The sequence below is a fragment of the Psychrobacter sp. CR212 genome (genome assembly GCF_059693765.1).
Genome location: NZ_JCATIF010000002.1, coordinates 70,343 through 90,947, shown reverse-complemented (window position 1 = coordinate 90,947; position 20,605 = coordinate 70,343). Strand labels below are relative to the sequence as shown.

Here is a 20,605-nt window from a genome sequence, read left to right as displayed (position 1 = left end):
GACCAATAATCAAGGCACTTTATGCTTTAGTTTAGCATAGCACTCAAGGTTCGCCTAGTGACAATTAGCCACAATCCGTATCTAATTACTGTCTAAGTGCTTCTCATTAGTACGGTATAGGTAGCCGTTGACACTCATATATTCAGCTCGGCATTGACAGACCACAACAGCGTTTATTTTTTGTTATACATACACTGATGAGCATGATTACGGCAGCGTCATCAATACAGACTCATGGTACACTAACACATATTTTTATCTCGGAAGCCTTATGTCATCTGATTACCACCCAAACCCTGCCATCAACCAAACCAATGTCTTAGGTACAGCGCTTGCCAGCTGTTGCTTCGACCCTATCACTGGCTATTATCGCAATGGCTTTTGTCATACGGGCAACCATGATGTTGGTCAACATACCGTCTGTGCCAAGATGACCAGCGAGTTTTTAAACTTCTCAGCCAGTCGTGGCAATGACCTTATCACCCCGCTACCTGAATATAACTTTGCCGGTCTTAAGCCTGGTGATTACTGGTGTATCTGCGCCCTGCGCTGGGTTGAAGCACTAGATTTTGACATTGCCCCGCAGATAAAACTAGAAGCTTGCCACGAGAGCCTATTGGCATTGGTAGATATCGACACGCTAAAAAGCTATGCATTGTAAAAGGTTGTTCATAGATAGTGCGATCAAATGATAATGGCTTTGCTTAAGACAAGTTTTGATTCTTGCAGCTGTTTATTATATGACAGGAGGGTGTGTGGAAAACGACAACAACCAAAATAACCAATTAATCAAAAAAACGGCTCACATTGCACCTGACTCTAATATGAGCCACATTTATGCCAATATGAATGACAGGCATCTCTATCTAGATGACGATGACAGCTATATCTACGGCGACGTTGATGCCACAACTGAGGACACCATTGAGACCATGACGGTCTACGATCCTGACTCTGAGCGCTATGAAGATATTGATTCATCAAGTAAGGATGAGGTGGTTAATTGCTATGCGTATTCGCGAAAAACAGGCGAAAATCTAGACAAAATCGCCCTTACTGATGTGAGCCGTGCGCTGAGTAATAACGGTCAGTTTATTTGGCTCGGTCTCTACGACCCAAGCCTAGAGACTATGGTAAAAGTCAAAGACGCCTTTGATCTACACGAATTGGCGATTGAAGATGCGTTTGCCGATCACCAGCGAGCCAAGGTAGAGAACTACGACAACGATATGGTCTTTGTCGTGATACGTACCGCCAAACTCGAAGACAACGTCATTCGTTATGGTACGACTGCGATATTTATGGGCAAAAACTACCTGATTACGATTCGTAATGGTCCGTCAAACTCCTATGCGCCTGTACGCGAGCACTGTCATCGTCGCCCAGAAAAGCTACGCATGGGTCCCATATTTGTACTCCATGCCATACTCGATTTTATCGTTGATAACTATATGCCGATCACTGATCGATTGGGACGATATTTGCGTGAGCAAGAGCGTTATGTTTTCACCTATGAATTTGATAAAGGCACATTAAAAAATCTGTACCAGCTCAAATCACAGCTGGTACATATGCGCGCTATTATCCTACCCGTGCAAGACATCTGTAGCTTCTTTATCAATCATAAAAAAAGCGAGATAGTCTCTGGGTTTTCTCAAGCAGCCAAGCCATATTTTCGCGATGTGAACGATCATCTCCTGCACTCATTGGATGCCATTAACGGTCTAAATGAGATGCTAAGTGTGGTCATGAATACCTATATGGCCATGGTCAATATGGGACAGAACGAAGTCGTTCGTAAACTTGCCGCCTGGGCGGGTATCCTTGCCGTCCCAACCGCTATCGCTGGCATTTATGGAATGAACTTTGATTTTATGCCCGAGCTCCATTGGAAGTATGCTTACTTCATTATTATGATAATTATCATCGCGTTGTGTAGCTTCTTGTATTACAACTTTAAGCGACTCAAATGGTTGTGATAACTCATTCATACACAAAAAAGGGCTACCACTGGTAGCCCTTTTTTATGCTGATCGTCAATCATTATTCGCGGCGGTGCTTGGTATGGCTGTCTGGATCTTGCGCATTATCAGGCAGTATAGCCTTGACCGTTAAATTTGCATACTGTCTATCAAGATTGTCTTCTGGGCGACCAAATGTTTTTGCCGTCCAAGTGAGTATGACAATAGCCCCACTCAATAGCATGATTGCCACGGAAATGGTGGCCAGCAACCATAGATGAAAATAATCTGACACTGCCTGCACATCAACCACTAGATGTCGTGATAAAGCCGTTATCGCAATAAATATCAAAAACTGTACGGGCAGACGATGGGTTTTAAAGTAAATCCCTATCATAGCCAGCAGCTCAAGATAAATGAATAGCATCAAAATATCTTTTAAATCCGCTGAGCCTTTTTGGACAATATAGATAAACTCTTTACCTGCCGTCCAGACCACCACCACGCTGATTAAAAATAAGATAACGTAATGACAGACATCGACAAACTCTCTACCAATACCTTGTAGTCGCTCATGAATACCTACGTCTTTTTTAGCCATTTTTAGGTCCTATCAACGAAGAGGTGGTTGATTTGCCTGACTCTATCAATCAGGCCCCTTTATCTATCGGCAATCAGCACTCACATGGCTATTTTCTAGCTAATACCCAAACCTGCTGATTTTTCAGCCGCATCGACTGTCTGGCGAATAAGCGTGTTGATGGTCATTGGGCCGACACCGCCTGGCACTGGTGTATACGCACTAGCAATGTTTTCCATGCCTTGCATTTCGATATCGCCAACACCGCCGTTATCCGTTGGATGGAAACCAGCATCAACAACTACCGCACCTTTTTTGATCCAAGCGGCTTTGATCAGCTCAGGCACACCTACAGCACCAACTACAATATCGGCGCGCTTAATATGAGACTCTAAGTCTTGCGTTCTTGAATGACAGATAGTCACCGTACAGTTCGCATTCAATAGCATCATTGCCATTGGTTTACCCAAAATAGCACTACGTCCTACGACCACAGCCTCCAAACCCGCAAGCTCGATATTATGATGCTCTAATAGATGCATAATGCCTTGCGGTGTGCATGAGCCGTAAGCTGGCTGCTGCATCGCCATACGACCAAAACCAAGACAAGTCACACCATCGACGTCTTTTGCCAAATCGATTTGCTCAAAGCAAGCACGTTCATCGATATGCTCAGGGACAGGATGCTGTAACAAAATACCGTGTACGTCTGGATTGCTGTTTAGCTCATTTATCTTTGCCATGAGCTGCTCAGTGGTCGTGGCGCTTGGCATCTCAACACGTATAGAGTCCATGCCAACACGCTTGCAAGCGTTGCCTTTCATACGGACATAAGTGGCAGAGGCTGGATCGTCACCAACCAATATCGTCGCTAAGCTTGGGGTGCGTCCCGTTTTATCTTTGATCGCATCCACGCGCGTGCGTAGATCCTGTTCTATTTGTTTGGCAAGTGCTTTGCCGTCCAAAACGGTGGCGGACTCGTGGGCAATAGACATAGTAACTCCAATAGAGGATACGATATAAAAAAATAAAGACAGCGCGTGCAAGTACTTTGCATGCCTGTCTTTTGCTTCGTCAACCTTTGACTGATAATAATATTGTACCTGTGTACGCTGCAAAATCCTAGCGTGTATTGGGATACAATAAAAAAGTGGCCTACTATCATTTAGTAGACCATTTGACTCTCATGTATTCACGTTATTTATTAGCCGCTATAGGCCTGGGCTAATAAGTCTGAAACTCTAGCCCAACGCCTGCTCCAATATCACTTGACTGAGTATCAGAGTCTACGCCCCATAAGCGAGATGTCACTAAAGTTTTTGGATTCAACTGATGCGCCCATGATATGTCAATAGCGGTCAGTTTATCTTTCATTGGAAAGGCTTGGTTATCAGACTTTCCAGTGCGACGATCCAACTCTCCTGACTGATTAACCTTAGCATATTGCAGTTTTGTATTGACAAAGTTTCGACTATCTAGCCATAGCTTGCCACCTACTGATATGCTCTCTGCATCGCCGCCCAAAGAATGCCCGAGTGGATAGCCTTGCTGGTAGTAACCATCGGTATATGTACTATGATCATAGGATACGCCTCGGACTTTACCACTAGTACGTGTGTCTGCATATTCTGTATACAATTGATATGGCATACCATAAGCTTCCGAAGCGTAGTCAGCACCGGCAAGGTACATGTTCTTCGCTGGTAGCCCGCCCGCCTCATCTTCGCCCACATATTGTGCGTATACTGTGGCTGGGATATTTACCAAAGGCGCAAGATTCATACGCGCATCAAAACCACCTAATTGATTAGCAGGGTCTTCACCAATCGTCGCACCATTGTCACCATTATCTTTAGTGCCTAAAATAGCATCACCAAAGGAGCTAAAACTCTCTGGACGACCTTCCCCGCCCCACATAAAGGTTCGAGACGCACCAACTTCTAGCCATGGTAAAGGACTGGCCGTCAGACGAGCACCAAATAGCTTAGCATCTGGTACGGCATCATAATCTTCAAGCTGACCTGCAAATAATTGATACTGCCATGGACCAACCCATGAAAGATAAGGCGAGGTTGGTGCATTTTGCTCATCACGTTGCATGGTGATACCTGCAACAGGGCGACTGGCATCGCCACGAATCAAACTGCCGTCAGTACCAGGACCCCACCATGTCGGGATCTGACCGGCAATCAACCATTGATTGGCAGCAGAGCCAGCAATATATGAGCCTTCAAAACTCAAGTCGTTACTGTCTTCGAGCAAACTGTCGTTTTTTAGATTGGCTTGAAGTTTCATTTCCCAATTTTCTTCACTCAAACTGAGCGCTGCTGAAACCTCTTGCCCTGCTAAATGGTCATCAGCAAAAGTTTGCGGCAACTGCTGACGATCGGTCTGTACATAAGCGTCTACTTCAGCCTTCACCAAGGAGTTGGGGTTTTTAGCAAGTGTGGCACGGACTGACTGTAGTACTTTTTGCTGCGCGTCAGTACTCACCTGAGCCGTGGTGATTGCTTTTGTAATTTCATTAGCAGTTAAAGGCCATGTACTGGTACTAATGTGAGTGACGCCTTGCGCATTTAACCATTCTAGCTCTGACTTGAGCTTCATATCATTCATATACAAATTCTGTGCTGAGGCCAGCATGGATATCATACCCAGCCCTACTAACACACTCAGCTGCTTGTACTTTCTTTGTTTAGACATAATTATCTACTCTTTATAAAGTGTACTTATCCAGAATAGATAAGTTTTAATGAATCATTATTTATTTAGCATCCGCATCGATACGGGCAAGAACTTTGTCTAAAGCCTGAACAGTTTGCGTAATCTCTGCTTCTGTCAAGGTCGGATGCACCAAAAACATCAAACTGGTTTCACCCAATTGTTTGGCTATTGGCAGCCTGATTTCTGGACGCAGACCTGTATCATCAAAGGCTTTTTCTAAATACACTTCCGACGCCGAGCCTGAAAAACACGGGACGCCTTGCTCATTAATCGCTGCAATAATAGCATCTCGTGTCCAGCCTTCAGGGAGATTTTCAGGCTTTACATAAACATAAAGCTTATAGTAAGCGTGTTTGGCATCAGCAAAGTCGGCGCTGTTTTCTAGGCGGGGTACAGACAAATAGCCTTTTTCTGCCCAACGTGCGCAGGCATCCAAAATTGCCTGTGCGTTTTGCGTGCGTTTTTGTGTCCAATCGCTCATTCGCGTCAACTGAATACGCCCGATTGCTGATTGCATCTCAGGCATACGCCAGTTGGTACCAAAGCTTTCATGCAGCCAGCGATAGCCAGGTGGGTGCTCGGTTTCATAGACAGCGGCGTAGCTTTTGCCATGGTCTTTATACGCCCACATTTTGCGCCACAAGTTTTCATCATTGGTGGTGACCATGCCGCCTTCACCGCCTGTGGTCATGATTTTGTCTTGGCAAAAGCTCCATGCGCCTACGTGACCGATACTGCCGACACTGCGTCCTTTGTAGGTTGCGCCATGCGCCTGCGCGCAGTCTTCGATGACATATAAATTATGCGCGTCTGCCAATGCCATGATGCCATCCATGTCGCACGGCCAGCCAGCCAAATGCACGCAAATGACGGCTTTGGTCTTATCGGTCAATACGGCTTTGATGGTCTCAGGCGAGATATTGCCCGTGTCCGCTTCTACATCAGCGAAAACAGGGGTCGCCCCTGCATTGACCACACAAGAGATACTGGCGATAAAGGTGCGCGGCGTGACAATCACTTCATCACCCGCACCGATATCCAGCGCTTTTAATGCTACATCCAATGCTAGGGTGCCATTAGCAACGGCTACTGCGTATTGGCTGTCTGCCCACGCTGCAAATTCTTTTTCAAACTCGCGCCCTTCTTGTCCTGTCCAGTAGTTTACTTTATTAGATAATAGGACTTGACTGACAGCATCGGCCTCTCGCTGGGTGAAGCTTGGCCATGGTGAAAAGGGAGTGTTTAACATAGTTTGTAAATCTCGTTTAAAAATGGTTATTTTAAAAAATAAAAACCTTAATAGTAGGTATAAAACTAAGCAAACTTATTATTTAGATAAAGACTCAAGCAAATCTGGCATTATATGATAAACTCCATTATCGAGTAATGTTCTATCAACAAGTTCACCTTCAATAATATAGCTAGCATCAATTCTTCTAATAACTTCGTCATACAAATCTTTTTTCTCATATAAATCAGTTATTTTAATATTGTCATTCTCGGTAATCATATCTTTAACAAAATAAGCGACGCTCTTAAAGCTCATATAATTATATTTTAGTCTATAAACTTTCGGCATTAATCCAGCCGATGCTGAGCCAACAATCTTTTCAATAAGAGAGTCATCTTCTAAAGTAGGCAAAGGTAGGATAGTCAAACCCTTAAGAATGTGAGAGTTTATCAACAATAGGCTATTTGCCATCATTTTTGACAACTGATAAAAATCACTCTTATACAACTCACTGAAAGTTGAAAAGTGTATAAAGGTCTTACCTTTGGAGTATTTCAATAAGTTCTGTAAAAAAACAATATTTCCATCTAAATACTGATTTTTAGTTATACTATTAGATGGTATAACGGCAGCACAATTAACTATCACTGTTATATCACACCAGTCTAATTCTGAAAGTTGCATAGAATGACTATAAGGAATTACCTCCAAGCCATGTGAGCGTAAACACTGAACAATTTCGCGCCCGAGTTGACCTCTCGCCCCAGTAACTAGAATTCTCATAGTAAATTTGAAACCTGTAAAGCAGAGACTTTGCCTTGGAGACTTTCTTTGAGATCATCTAGACTACATTTTTCGACCATAACCTCTGCCCAATGCCTCAAAACAACCTTTTCATAGTTAATATTTGATTGGTACTTAATACCTAATTTAGCCTTCAAACAAAACTCTACTGGATTAAACCCCAAATAAGAACAAAAAGGAGTTGTACCAGAAAACCTACTATTAATTTCAAATAATTTAGGTTCACCAGAGCTTGTTAGTCTGAGTTGAAAATTACAGGAACCTAGAATACCAATTTTCACTGCTATCTTTCTTACATAGCTTTCTATAACTTCAGATTTCACAGGAAAAGCTCTAAAGGTGTCTCCTGATCTTAAGTCTCTTCTTAAACATAACACATCTGACATGACACCATTATAAATGGCTGCCGTACACGTATATTCACTACCTTCAATATACTCTTGTACAATAGGGTCTTCTAAAGAGTTAACCGCTTCTTTAGCTTCATTTATATTATTAACAAAATGCACGCCAATAGAGCGACAACCTACTCGAGGTTTGATAATTAGTGGGAATTTAATCTGCTCCCAATCTACTTCATTAGGTAGAAAAGTTTCAGGGTAGGAAAAATCATTTTCTTTCAAAAAATTAACTGTTTTATATTTATCATCTGCTATTTCAATAACATTAACTGGCGAAATTATTATATCAACATTAAATTTATCTTTAAGCTCACTAGAGTAAGTAGCACAATTGATTAGTTCCACATCAGTACCAGGAAAATAAAAATCAATATTTTGCTCAATACAAATCTGCTTAATTCTATCAAAATACAGCTCGTCGCTAGCAGCAGGAACTAAATAGCTATAGTCACCACCATATAAACCTGATGCTAACTCACTCATATCAGCAGTGACAATATAAATATCTAAATCATTTATTAATTTTAGAGACTTTACTATTCCCTGACCAACGCCACCACCCATACCTGTAACGAGAACTCTAATCATGGTAAGACCTTATCGTAATATTTTAGTAACTTTTCTTTAGTACTAGCTGTAAGATTTGACTCAGTAATTGATTGACAATGTAAAGCTATATCATAGCTTAGAGGGATCGAAGTAATCGCAACTTCAGTGCTATTAATATCGCATGTTAGGAAGGAGGGTACAGACCCCCTTGGCTGCCCTAAACTACCGTTAGTGACCAAAAAAATGTCATTTGAACTAAATGAAAGAGTTTGGTGTATTGGCAATTCTAAAATATTAGAATCTACAACCCCGCCTTTATATTTCTTGTATTTTGCTCTGTGCGTATGACCAAATATAGCGCCGCGCAGTTTGCTACTAACCACAATATTATAGTTTGATTGAAAATCTGTTTCTGTATTTAAATACGACCAGTTGCTATATTCAAATAAATTAGCATGTGAAAAGATGACGCCTTCATAACAAAAACTATTAACCCATTCAAACTCATCTTCTAGTATAAAACTTAACTGCTCTGCACTATGCAATATTGATTCTAGAAGGAAGTTAGGAAATCTCTTGTATTGGTAGTTTTCATTATTTTGATAGTCGAAATATATTTGTTCATGATTACCTTTAATAAAAACACAATCATATTTTTCTTCTAGCCGATGCAATAAATCTATAGTTTCTTTTACATCTACCCCATATGTTAAAGCGTCACCAAGAAATATCAACTTATCAAAGTTGATATTTCGCAAACCTACCATAAACTCTTTTAATGCTACACTATTTGCATGTATATCATTAACGACAACGAATTTCATTTATTTCCCTTGAACCTTGAGTTAAACTCTGTATCTATATGTTCAACACTTTCTTTCATAAAAACTTTTTTCACTGTTTTAAGTAAAATATTAATATCTAACCATAATGACTGATTATCCACATACCAAGTATCGAGCGCAAACCTCTTATCCCAGCCAATCGCATTACGTCCATTAACCTGCGCATAGCCTGTAATACCAGGACGCACGTGATGGCGGCGTTTTTGCTCATCATTGTATAGCGGCAGATATTCCATTAATAACGGGCGTGGTCCGACTAAGCTCATATCGCCTTTAATCACATTCCAAAGCTCTGGCAGCTCATCTAAGCTGCTGTCACGCAGACGCTTGCCAAAATCTGTTAGGCGCTCACTATCAGGCAGTACATTGCCCTCAGCATCCACAGCATCTTTCATAGAGCGAAACTTGAGCATCTCAAACGGTTGACCATGCAAACCAGGACGAACTTGACGAAATAAGACAGGTGAGCCTAGATTCTTTTTTACTTTATAAGCGGTCACTGCATAGACAGGGGCTAAGACCACGAGCGCGCTGGACGCCGCTGCAATATCAAACAGTCGTTTTATCATTGTATTCCCATCTCCGTTAGCATCATTTGATTAACCGTATTGACATCAAACTTATCCATAGCCACTTGGCGAGCAGCACGACCCATCTTAGCGATTAGCTCAGGCTCATCGATGAATTTTTGCATGGCTTCAGCCAAGGCGTGCGCATCCTTGACGGGTACTAGATAGCCATTATGCCCGTCTACAACTGTTTCGCGGCAGCCTGGCGCGTCTGTGGTAATGACCCCACGACCCATTGCCATAGCCTCAAGCACTGTACGCGGCGTCCCCTCACGATAGGAAGGCAGCACATAAACCGAACTGTCTGCAATAGTAGGCTTTACATCGTTGAGCTTACCTAAGAAATTAACCAGTCCATCATCAATCCACGCATCCAGCTCACGCTGCTCAATCGCATCAGGGTTGTCATCGACCCAGCCTACTAGGTCAAACCGCACATTAGGATGACGAGATTTAATGATAGCTGCCGCTTGGGCGTACTCACGTACCCCTTTTGCGCCAAGCAAACGCGCAATGAGCAAGAATCGCGGTACAGGCACGTCGTTTTCTGTAGGTATTGGCGCAACGCTGTATTCTGATACATTAACGCCTGAGCCATTGACCACCGTACTGGGTGTTGATGGTTTTAAAATACCCATTTTTTTAAATAGCGCTTGATCATCAGGATTTTGGAAAAATACCTTATCTGTGGTCAGTAATGCTGCGGTATACAGCTGATGCATGACCTTTTGCAGATTGGACTTTTTGTACCCTACCTCTTCTGCCCCACTAAAGGCATAACCAAGACCTGTTACCAGTGCAAAAATATGCGGTACACGGGCAAGTTTTGCAGCGAGCGAACCATAAATAACAGGTTTAATCGTATAGCCAAGCACATAATAAGGCTTAATCTTTGTCATCAAGCGATACAGCTCAATGATGGTTCTGAAATCTTTTTTAGGATTGGTACCTGTACGCTGCATGGCAATATTATGCACCCGATAGCCCAAGTCTTTTAGCGCTTGGTGCTCATCAGGATAGGCGCCAAAGTCAGGCGCGACAATATGCACTTCGAACCCTGCATCTTTGATAGCAGCAATGAGAGCGCCACGGAATCTCAAAATAGAGGCTGGATAGCTAGCTATTATCAGGAATTTCATTTACAAACCTTTGAATTATTCGATTTATAATCATGATATACGTATATCAACAAATAGAGTAAAACTGGCATAAACATCCATTTTTGACGAGTAGCAATACCTAAATTGGCTGTAGTCATTGCTAAAATACTACAAGTTATAAAAACATAGGTAAATAACCAAAGATTCTTACCTTGTATAAACGGTCGAAAGTTGAATTTTGACTTAATCAATATATAAATAAATAAAAATAGTATTATTGTATTTTCTAAGCTAGTAACCAGAGCGACAGCACTACTGGCTTCAAATGGCAATGGTCTAAAAATATAGGTAAACATCTGCATCGGATAACTCATAGAAGCTATATCTAAAGAAGATCCACCTCTACTATTTAATCCCTGTCTACCATCTATATAACCAGAGACGCTATCTAATGACGCTTCATCTAATCCAATATATTGTTGTACGAAACCAACTGAGATAAACAGTCCAAACCCAATAATAGGCAAAATAAACATCTTAAAAATAAAATGTACTTTGGATTTAATAATAAAATATACTACATAAGAAACCATTATCAGTGCAGCAATGTGAGGTCTAACCATAAACATAAAAAAGAAAGCAATAGCGATATTTAATAAAGAGGCTCTCTTACTGGTCGTAATAGCATACAAAAGCAGACAAGTTGCAAAAAATGACACCGCATCTTTGCCTAAACCTGCACTCCAAAAACTCATTGATGGTATAAAAATTATAAAAATCCAGTACCACGGGAAAACGTTAAGATATCTTTTTAAAGTTAAATATACTAAAACCAGTCCAAGAGTACCTAAAAGATTATACTGTAAGGTAGTATTTAAATAATTTGCATCAGCCCCTTGGGACAATATAGAACTAAAAAGATTAATAAACGGTGTTCCTGGGTAGAAATAAGTACGTTCACCAATTACCGAACGTGCATAGTATTGCGTTGCATCTGCTGCATTAGCCAAACTATACAAGTAGTAAGTTACTGAAAACAATGTATGCCATATAAATAAGGTGCTCACTATTTTGAAGTCGCTCTTTGTCCTACATCCAACTAGACATACAATAAGATAACTTATTATAAGTATAAATAAAGTCAGCATATTTTGATAAAAACTTATCTCATACATTTTATTAGCCTAATAAGTTTTTAACAATTCTAAATTTACCACTTTTTTCTGTAGGTATATCATCAACAACTTTTGTTGTAATCTCTAATTGACTACCTAATCTCTCTGTTAATGCTGCTATGAACTTAGTTTTTTCTGAAGAATTAAAGTCCTGGTTAGTTACTATTAACACCTGAACTGCCTCTGAATTATGTTGTATAACTTGGAACTTAATTATTCCACTAATGTTTTTAGTACTATTACTAATATTGCCAAGGTTCACCTTACCATGTGTCGGTGACAGAATATAGTCTGAGGTACGACCATCTATTTGTTTCACTAAAGGAAATATAGATCCGCAGGTACAGACATCTTGAGAATCAGCCAGCGTAATATGGTCACCAATACGATAACGAATGAGTGGTGTCCCATGCGTTGTATAGGAAGTCACCAACAGCTCGCCACTTTGTGCAGGTTGTAAGTGCTCATCCAATACTTCAAAAACACCTGTCAACGGATGAATATGTAAACGACCGTGCGTACATTCCAATATAAATGGTGCACCTTCAGAAGACGCATATTGATCAACCAATTTACAGCCCAACACACGCCCAATAACTTCACGATACTTTGGCAACACTGTCTCAGCTGTAGGAAAAAACACTTTCACAGGTGTGGGTAATTGCAAACCCAAACTGTCTGCAATCTCGCATAGCTCATAAACACTAGAGGGAAAGCCTACTATAAACTCTGGCTGAAACTTAACCAACGACTGCCAGTACACATCAAAACTGTCTTGATTAATATGAAAAGTAGAATAGAAACGAATTTTATTAATAAAATCATAGTGTGAGCAGACATTATTTTGAATATCATGCTTAGATATTAGGTTTTTTCCAGAAAACCAGGCTGTCTTTTTACCTAAACGGTAGCCATGCTGCGCCCGAAAGTGATCCAAAATAGCAAAACGTTCTTGCATATCTTTTTTTGTATACACAACTTTCATAGATGCACCTGTCGTACCACCCGTCAGGCTTACAATGCCGTTCTTTTCTCTAATAGTCTTAATTTTATCAAAATTATTAATAATATCTTGCTTTTCTAGGAAGCTATTTTGTGTTAAATCTCTAACATTTAGCTTGTTATACCAAGATGAATTTTTTCTGACATATTTGAAAAAATATTTTTTTTTCTTTTTAATTTCTTTGTCCAATTGGCTAGCAGTAAAGCTTTCAATTTTAGCATAATATTCACGAAATTTTTTGTATTCACCACCATGACGAACCTTATACTGATATGTATTGAACAAAGAAATAGCAGAGCTCTGTACGAACATAGGCGTTTTTTTAATTACTTTTTCTTTCAAGGACATATTGACCTCCTAGCGATACAGTGCTTCAAAATCATTGACAACTTTATCTAAAGTATAGTTTCTCTCAATAGTTAATCGCGCCTTTTTAGCCACAGTCTCTAACTGCAAAGGATCAGCATTTAACACATTTTTCTCGAGTGTTTTAGCGATATCTTGATAATCAGTCGACGGTATATGATAGCCACTATCGTTTAATATAATTTTTGCGTCCCCTGCATCAGTACTCAAACATACTTTTTGAGTCGCCATTGCTTCACCTAATACATTAGGAAAGCCCTCTGTGATTGAGGTTAAGCAAAATACATCTATAGCGTTGTAAAAGACGGCGGTATCCTGTACTTGACCTAAAAACACGAAACTATCTTTGTATAAGTTATTGGTAAATAATCCCGCAATTTCAAGATTATCTAGGTCAACCTCACGACCGCCTAGAAGCACTTTAAAACGATATCCTTTATCAAGCAACAATAAGCACGCCTTAATAAAATTGATATGATTTTTAGCAGGTGTAAAGCGTCCCATGTGACCAATAACCAGCTCTTCAGAAGATATATTGAGCTGTGTCCGCAATCTTTCTCTTTTTTGTTCATCAGGATAGAATACTGACAAATCAAACCCGTTGGGAATGACTATCATTTTCTGACTATCATACCCTAATGCAGAATGAACCTTTTTAGCTTTGTCTGCAACACAAACGATAGACGAAGGCACGAAGCTTGAAACACTGGCACAAGCTTGGCGAATCACTTTTTTGGCAATACCACTATTGCTGTCTATCTCAGAGTTACGTATACCCCAGATAATATTTTTAACACCCAGTTTTTTGGCAGCCAGTCCGCCTATCAAGTCTGAATGATACATCCAAGTTTGTACGACATTAGGCTGTATCTTTTTCAATAGTTTATATAGTCGTAACGAGACTACTGGACTAGATAAGATAGAGGACATATTAAGTGTATGTAAGGTTATACCTTGCTCTTGCAAATCTTTGCCTATAGCTCCTAAATCCATTAGAGAAATGACTTCGTGCTGAAAGGTACCTTTACTTTGGCTTTTGAGCACTAACCGCTTAAGCATCAGCTCAGCACCGCCGATATTTAAGCCTATGATGATATGTACTATTTTTTTCATGGTTTAATTATACTATTTAATTTATCATTGATTTATATATGGTAATTCTAGCTATTAGATTATAGCTGAAAAATATCAAGATATTTATTTACCGCATTATCCACACTAAAAAACTCAGCTCTAGTTCTTACATCTACCTTCACTGGATTATCTAATGAATCAATTATAGATTGGGCTAATAAGTCAGAATTGCCTGATGGTACTAACTCTCCCCATTTTCCATCTTCTAAAATCTCACTTGGTCCGCTAGGACAGTCTGTGCTTACAATTGGAGTGCCACATGCCATAGCCTCAACTATTACGTTACCAAACCCTTCACGAATCGATGACAGGACAAATAGGTCAGCATGATACATCCAGGCATAAGGATTATCAACAAATCCTAGTAACTGTATATTATTTTCCAGACCTAAACTCTTAATCAGTTTCTCTAGCTCAGGTCTAAGTTCACCTTCACCAAGAATTATCAAGTTGCAATTCTTCTTCTCAAGCACTTGCTTAAAGGCATGAATTAGTGTTCTAAAGTCTTTTTGAGAGGTGAGTCTACCTACGCTCAAAACTAAAGGAAAAGCGGCATTGTTGATCCATGGGTGTAAAATTGATTCTTGAGAGCGCTTGACTAGGTCTTCTGAAAATATAGGATTGTAGATGGTCGTAAACTTATTGCGATCAATTTTAAGCTCATTAGTTAAAGCATCTGCGACTCCATTTGAGACCGCTATGACACGATACGCTTCTCTATAACTCCACTTCATTAATGACGTTAGAACGCAACCTTTAACAAAACTTAGTTCCTTTTTTGTCTCAGTTAAATTATTGTGCTCGCTTACGATAACCTTTGTATTTGAACCATTAGCTAACTGAGCCAATACTGTGACGATATTGACGTAATTCATGGCTGACAGAATAACATCGGGTTTTTCTTTACGTAAATATTTGGCTAAAGGAATTATGCTACTTAATACTCTAGATGTGTTTAAATTAACAATATTGATTTTTTCGGAGGCGTTCTTTAGATATGGGCCATCTACTTTGTTTAATACTAAATCAACCTGGATATCCTTTTCAGCTAAGCCGTTAGCGAGGGCAAGCATAACGCGTTCAGCACCCCCACCATTCATTGACGGAATATATAAGGCGACTTTTTTCATTTGATATCCTATTAGCTTTTCTTTGTCTGCTGATGTTTTATTAACTGCATAAAGAGTCTGAGTTTTATTCTGATAGATAGCTGTATTTGATAAATAGATGTTGCTTATCGTTTAGGCATAAACTACTTTCAAACATTTATCTACACTAATAGATATTTTTCTATGTAAATCAGACAATTGAATATTGTTAGAAGCTTCAAATGCTGACTTCACTTCATTCCAAGGGTGAGGGTTTAGGATGATGTCGCTATTAATAGCTACCCGTTTATCACCAGCTTCCTGCCATACCCCAGGGATCTTATCATCCCAGATTAAGGTTGATACTGATTTACCATAGGCCTGACCAATTATTCCAGCATGCATACGCATCGTAATCAAATAGTCTACATTAGATATTTGATCATATAAGTCGAGAGGAGATAAAGGCCTGTCTAGTAATATTGCATCAATTCCTTCTAATAGCATCGAACTATATATAGATTCTGCTTGTTCATAGTCTTGAATACTGCCGTTAGTCATGATATGAATTCGAATATTTTCTTTTTTAGCTTTATAAGCCAGCCGCTTCCAAAAATCAATATATGTATCGGAGTCAACGTCTTTTAAATTTGGATTATATTTTTTAAAAGCATTTAAAGGCATAACATTAAAACCACAGACCTTTTTTTTCTGCTCTAAAATTTTTTTATCTAAATCGTTATTAGCGGATGAACTAAGTGAAAATGCTAGATCAGGATAGACATTTAATGATATATCTTTTCTTACAAAATGTTTAAGCCTATTTGCAGAATCAAGATCTCTTAGAGAGACAAACCTTGCAGAGTTCAGAATTTTTTTAATATTTTTTTGTGCTTTCTTACTAAGGTCACTTCCAACGCCACAACCTAATATACAGATAGGTTTATTAAACTTATTAGCTATATCAGTTATTAGTGCTAATTTAGTGAGAAAACCAGCGCTAGTATCTGTTAATAATTGACCACCTCCAATTATTACCGCATCAGAACTACTAATTAATTCGCTCCAGTAGTTTGTAATGTCCTGTCGATGTACTAAATACCACATAGTATGAGTTATCATATACTGGGTGAGCTTATGATGCTTTATCTTCTTTGGTATTAACGATTTCCAACTACTATTGGTCAACTTTGACTTCGAGTCAGTGGACCTTACGGGAAAACCACGTCTGAAAGATATATCTAGAGGTATAGCTTTAATATCTCTTGATGAAAGAAGTTTACTCAAGCTGTCGTAAATTGCATAGTCTCCAAGGTTAGAGCTAAAGACCTCTGCTGCTATTACTATCTTTTTCATTTTCAAGCTATCCTTCTAATTAAACCAAAGAAAGTACAATCTATATTTAATTGTTTTTTTATTACTATCCAAAGATAAATATTCCAAACTAGCAGAGCTGTAGTGGCCCCTAAAGCTGCCCCATCTATGCCAAGATGTGGTATTAAAGCTAGATTTAATACCACATTTATTATGGTAGATAATGACATACCTTTAATTACGAATTTTTCATTACCTGACATTGTCAAGATTGAGATGGAAGAGCCAAAAAAAGCATTTACCGCTTGTCCCAATGAAATTATTAGTAGTGCACGATAGCCAACTACATATTCACTACCAAAAATAAGACCCAATATTTCTGTACCAAAAAAATAAAAGACCAATACTACTGGAAAAGTGAGACCAAAACTTAGAATTGAGCCAAGAGAGGCTGTTTTTTGAGCTTTCAAGGTATCCTTTTGGGCAAAAGCACTTGCCAGTCTAGGTGTAATAACCATATTTACGACTTGTAATCCAAAGACAGCTAGAGCAGCACCAGATACAACAATTTTATATACACCTACATCTGAAGCTATTCCCATACTACCTAGCATTAAGATATCTACTTGTGAGCTCAGCGACTGCATTCCTGTCATTAAAGCTAGTGGTAGAATAGTAAATAACCAAGGCCTGTTGAAAAAAACAGGCTTAGTAACCTTTAACTCTGGAGGTCTAGCTTTTAGTAGTAGTCCTGCTCCTATGATAAATGCTATCAACGCTGCTACTAGGTGGACACCCATGGAATACGCTGGATCTAAAGTAATATCTAGCTGTATTAGTATTAACAAAAATACTGCAAAAAGGATAGGTCTTATTAAGCTCTCAGGGAGTTGACCTTGGATTATGAGCCCTAATCCTCTAAGGGCGGCTCCTCGCACATTTCCCATTGCCATGAGAAGAGACATAGCTAGGCCTAAAGCGAAAGTTTTATACTCTATAAATACCTTAGCTCCTTCAAAGAAGTTCAAAATTGCCAAAGTAGAAAAAGAATATATTACGAGTGATAGTGTCATTATTACAAAACCACTCCATAACCATATACCCTTCATCTTACCCCAATCATTTAGAGCTTTAGTACTAGCAGTTTCTCTAAGTACTAAGGTCGGCATCCCTGCCGTCGCAGGTAAAGCTAAAAGACTAACTATAGCTAGGATATAAGAATAAATCCCAAAATGCTCAGGTCCTAAGGTTCTAGCAAGTAATACAGAACATAGGAAAGTAGCTCCTACAGACAATACTCGTACTAAAAAAGTTCCTGCAAGCAACCTAGATAGTTTAGATGTCAGGAGGCTTTGTTTACTCATATTTTAATTAGCCTGAGTTAAAAGATTCTAATAATATAATTATTACTTATTAGTTAAGGACTTCACATACCAAGGCATTGCTTTCTCAATACCCTGAATAATATCGAACTGTGGCTCATAGCCTAATGCATTTTGTATTTTGCTAATATCAGCCTGACTATGACGCACATCCCCTGCTCTAAAATCTCGATAGACTGGTGCTTGAGTATAGCTAACGCCATTAGCGCTTAAATGCTCTTTAAGTGCTGAAAACAGCGTATTAAGGGTCGTACGTCCACCTACTGCCACGTTATACACCTGATTTTTAGCTTCTTCAGTGGCAATTGCTGCCAGAATATTGGCCTGCACGGCATTTTCAATAAAATTAAAGTCGCGACTGGTATCACCATCGCCATTAATGAATACTTCATCACCTGCGATCATAGCGGCCGTCCATTTCGGTATCACCGCCGCATAGGCACCATCAGGGGTTTGACGCTTACCAAAGATATTGAAATACCGCAGACCGATCGTCTTAAAGCCGTAAGTACGTGAGAACACATCTGCATATAGCTCATTGACATATTTAGTCACCGCATATGGCGATAAAGGATTACCAATATTTTCCTCAACTTTTGGCAGTGCCGGATGATCACCATATGTTGAGCTACTAGCAGCATAGGTGAAGCTAGCTACATTAGCATCACGAGCGGCTACCATCATATTTAAGAAGCCTGAAATATTAGTCTCATTGGTTGCGATAGGATCAGCGATAGAGCGCGGTACAGAGCCTAAAGCTGCTTGATGCAGCACGTAATCAACGCCTTGACAGGCTTTTGAGCAATCAGTTAACTGACGAATATCACCCTCTATGAAAGTAAAACCTTCCCACTGTTCAGCGCTTACTAAACTTTTTACTTCATCTAAATTATGCTGAAAACCTGTGGCGAAATTGTCTAACCCAACCACTTTTTGATCAAGCAATAATAGTGTCTCAAGCAAATTAGAGCCGATAAAGCCCGCTACTCCTGTGATAAGCCAAGTTTTAGGCGTCTGTACTAATGTTTCTTTCACTTTATTGTAGGTTGTCGCTGTCATAGTATTGCTCGCATGCTGTTATTGTAAGACTATATAGGCTTATAGACGGATATCTGTGTCTTCTTTGGCGAACACATACTTCAGATCATATAGCACATGATTATGTTTACCTAAACTTCTTATATGCGCTACGCCCATATCGACAAACTCACTGTGAGCTACTGCTAAAATAATACTATCATAGCTATTGGCTGTAGGCTCATTGACAGGCTTAACACCGTACTCTTTTTGAGCTTCTACAGCATCTACCCATGGGTCGTACACATCGACATCGATATTATATTCTTGCAGCTCGTGTACGATATCGATGACTTTGGTATTACGTACGTCAGGACAGTTTTCTTTAAAACTCAAGCCTAATACCAGAACTTTGGCACCTTCAACTTGAATACGTTTTTTGATCATGGTTTTGACTAGTTGAGTGACAACATACTCACCCATACTGTCATTTAGACGGCGGCCAGCCAAGATAATCTCAGGGTTATAACCGATTGCTTGAGCCTTATGCGTCAAGTAATACGGATCGACACCGATGCAGTGACCACCGACCAGACCTGGACGGAACGGTAAGAAATTCCATTTAGTACCAGCAGCTTCTAGTACTGCCTGCGTATCGATACCCATTTTATTAAAGATAACGGCAAGCTCATTGATAAGGGCAATATTCACATCGCGCTGGGTATTTTCAATCACTTTTGCTGCCTCCGCTACCTTAATACTAGGTGCTTTATGAGTACCAGCAGTGATGATTAAGTTATAGACCTCGTCTACCAAGTCTGCCACTTCTGGCGTTGAGCCTGCGGTGACTTTTAAAATATTAGTCACACGGTGCTCTTTATCACCTGGGTTAATACGCTCTGGGCTATAGCCTGCATAAAAGTCTTGGTTAAAGCTCAATCCCGATACTTTCTCTAGCACAGGGATACATACTTCCTCAGTTGCGCCAGGATAGACGGTCGACTCATAGACGACGATATCCCCTTGCTTTAACACGCCGCCGATGGCCTCTGAAGCTTTGATAAGCGGTGTCAGATCTGGCTGCTTATACGCATCAATCGGTGTCGGTACAGTAACGATAAAGAAGTTACAGTCTTTAAGCATCTGGATATCTGAGCTATAGCTCAAATGCGTGGCTTGCGCTAACTCTTCATCGCTCACTTCCAACGTGTGGTCCGTTCCCGCAGTCAGAGCTGAAATACGTTCAGCATTGATATCAAAGCCTATAACCGAGTGATTTTTACCGAACTCTACTGCTAATGGTAGCCCCACGTAACCAAGACCAATAACGGCAATTTTAATATTATCAATATTTAGCATAGT

Annotated in this window: 19 protein-coding genes; 2 read left to right on the top strand and 17 right to left on the bottom strand. The window is 39.8% G+C overall.

All coding sequences use genetic code 11. From position 1 onward, the window contains the following. Positions 1-271 precede the first annotated feature (271 nt). Positions 272-661 (top strand): DUF2237 family protein, encoded by a 390-nt coding sequence (locus AC58CZ_RS04760; RefSeq protein WP_058024362.1) that lies wholly within the window; start codon positions 272-274, stop codon positions 659-661. Positions 662-824: 163 nt separating this feature from the next. After that, the gene (gene corA, locus AC58CZ_RS04755) at positions 825-1,979 is read left to right on the top strand and encodes a magnesium/cobalt transporter CorA (RefSeq protein ID WP_494223962.1); all 1,155 of its coding nucleotides are present in this window, start codon (positions 825-827) and stop codon (positions 1,977-1,979) included. A gap of 64 nt (positions 1,980-2,043) precedes the next feature. On the opposite strand, the gene AC58CZ_RS04750 is transcribed toward corA, so the two are convergent. From AC58CZ_RS04750 to tviB, 17 genes are all read right to left on the bottom strand, one after another. Beyond that, the gene (locus AC58CZ_RS04750; protein ID WP_240365313.1) at positions 2,044-2,562 is read right to left on the bottom strand and encodes a phosphate-starvation-inducible protein PsiE; all 519 of its coding nucleotides are present in this window, start codon (positions 2,560-2,562) and stop codon (positions 2,044-2,046) included. Positions 2,563-2,657: 95 nt separating this feature from the next. Then, the gene (gene folD / locus AC58CZ_RS04745) at positions 2,658-3,536 is read right to left on the bottom strand and encodes a bifunctional methylenetetrahydrofolate dehydrogenase/methenyltetrahydrofolate cyclohydrolase FolD (protein ID WP_494223907.1); all 879 of its coding nucleotides are present in this window, start codon (positions 3,534-3,536) and stop codon (positions 2,658-2,660) included. Between the two features lie 229 nt (positions 3,537-3,765). Continuing rightward, a complete protein-coding gene (locus AC58CZ_RS04740; protein ID WP_284719168.1) occupies positions 3,766-5,244 on the bottom strand; it encodes a capsule assembly Wzi family protein in 1,479 nt (492 codons plus the stop codon). Positions 5,245-5,305: 61 nt separating this feature from the next. Further along, complete coding sequence (locus AC58CZ_RS04735) at positions 5,306-6,514, bottom strand: DegT/DnrJ/EryC1/StrS family aminotransferase (RefSeq protein WP_494223908.1); 1,209 nt, start codon at positions 6,512-6,514, stop codon at positions 5,306-5,308. A gap of 78 nt (positions 6,515-6,592) precedes the next feature. Then, positions 6,593-7,279, bottom strand: a complete 687-nt coding sequence (locus AC58CZ_RS04730) for an NAD-dependent epimerase/dehydratase family protein (protein ID WP_497413138.1) — start codon at positions 7,277-7,279, stop codon at positions 6,593-6,595. Next, a complete protein-coding gene (locus AC58CZ_RS04725; protein ID WP_494223910.1) occupies positions 7,276-8,289 on the bottom strand; it encodes an ATP-grasp domain-containing protein in 1,014 nt (337 codons plus the stop codon). The genes AC58CZ_RS04730 and AC58CZ_RS04725 overlap by 4 nt, the downstream gene beginning before the upstream one ends. Continuing rightward, on the bottom strand, positions 8,286-9,074 hold the full coding sequence (locus AC58CZ_RS04720; RefSeq protein WP_494223911.1) for a metallophosphoesterase: 789 nt from the start codon (positions 9,072-9,074) through the stop codon (positions 8,286-8,288). Before AC58CZ_RS04720 ends, AC58CZ_RS04725 begins: the two co-directional genes overlap by 4 nt. Beyond that, positions 9,071-9,664, bottom strand: coding sequence for a sugar transferase (locus tag AC58CZ_RS04715; protein WP_494223912.1), 594 nt, complete (start codon positions 9,662-9,664; stop codon positions 9,071-9,073). Before AC58CZ_RS04715 ends, AC58CZ_RS04720 begins: the two co-directional genes overlap by 4 nt. Further along, a complete protein-coding gene (locus AC58CZ_RS04710) occupies positions 9,661-10,803 on the bottom strand; it encodes a glycosyltransferase (protein WP_494223913.1) in 1,143 nt (380 codons plus the stop codon). Before AC58CZ_RS04710 ends, AC58CZ_RS04715 begins: the two co-directional genes overlap by 4 nt. Beyond that, positions 10,800-11,831 (bottom strand): hypothetical protein, encoded by a 1,032-nt coding sequence (locus AC58CZ_RS04705; protein WP_494223914.1) that lies wholly within the window; start codon positions 11,829-11,831, stop codon positions 10,800-10,802. Before AC58CZ_RS04705 ends, AC58CZ_RS04710 begins: the two co-directional genes overlap by 4 nt. Before the next feature lie 112 nt (positions 11,832-11,943). Then, positions 11,944-13,290 carry a phenylacetate--CoA ligase family protein gene (locus tag AC58CZ_RS04700; protein WP_494223915.1) on the bottom strand — a complete coding sequence of 449 codons (1,347 nt, stop codon included), beginning with the start codon at positions 13,288-13,290 and terminating at the stop codon, positions 11,944-11,946. Positions 13,291-13,299: 9 nt separating this feature from the next. Next, complete coding sequence (locus AC58CZ_RS04695) at positions 13,300-14,421, bottom strand: glycosyltransferase (protein ID WP_494223916.1); 1,122 nt, start codon at positions 14,419-14,421, stop codon at positions 13,300-13,302. Between the two features lie 59 nt (positions 14,422-14,480). Continuing rightward, on the bottom strand, positions 14,481-15,572 hold the full coding sequence (locus AC58CZ_RS04690; protein WP_494223917.1) for a glycosyltransferase: 1,092 nt from the start codon (positions 15,570-15,572) through the stop codon (positions 14,481-14,483). A gap of 111 nt (positions 15,573-15,683) precedes the next feature. After that, positions 15,684-16,886 (bottom strand): polysaccharide pyruvyl transferase family protein, encoded by a 1,203-nt coding sequence (locus AC58CZ_RS04685; RefSeq protein ID WP_494223918.1) that lies wholly within the window; start codon positions 16,884-16,886, stop codon positions 15,684-15,686. Between the two features lie 2 nt (positions 16,887-16,888). Next, a complete protein-coding gene (locus tag AC58CZ_RS04680; protein ID WP_494223919.1) occupies positions 16,889-18,208 on the bottom strand; it encodes an oligosaccharide flippase family protein in 1,320 nt (439 codons plus the stop codon). A gap of 42 nt (positions 18,209-18,250) precedes the next feature. Further along, a complete protein-coding gene (locus AC58CZ_RS04675; RefSeq protein ID WP_494223920.1) occupies positions 18,251-19,285 on the bottom strand; it encodes an NAD-dependent epimerase/dehydratase family protein in 1,035 nt (344 codons plus the stop codon). 39 nt (positions 19,286-19,324) lie between these two features. Then, positions 19,325-20,602 carry a Vi polysaccharide biosynthesis UDP-N-acetylglucosamine C-6 dehydrogenase TviB gene (gene tviB, locus AC58CZ_RS04670; RefSeq protein ID WP_494223921.1) on the bottom strand — a complete coding sequence of 426 codons (1,278 nt, stop codon included), beginning with the start codon at positions 20,600-20,602 and terminating at the stop codon, positions 19,325-19,327. Between the last annotated feature and the right edge of the window lie 3 nt (positions 20,603-20,605).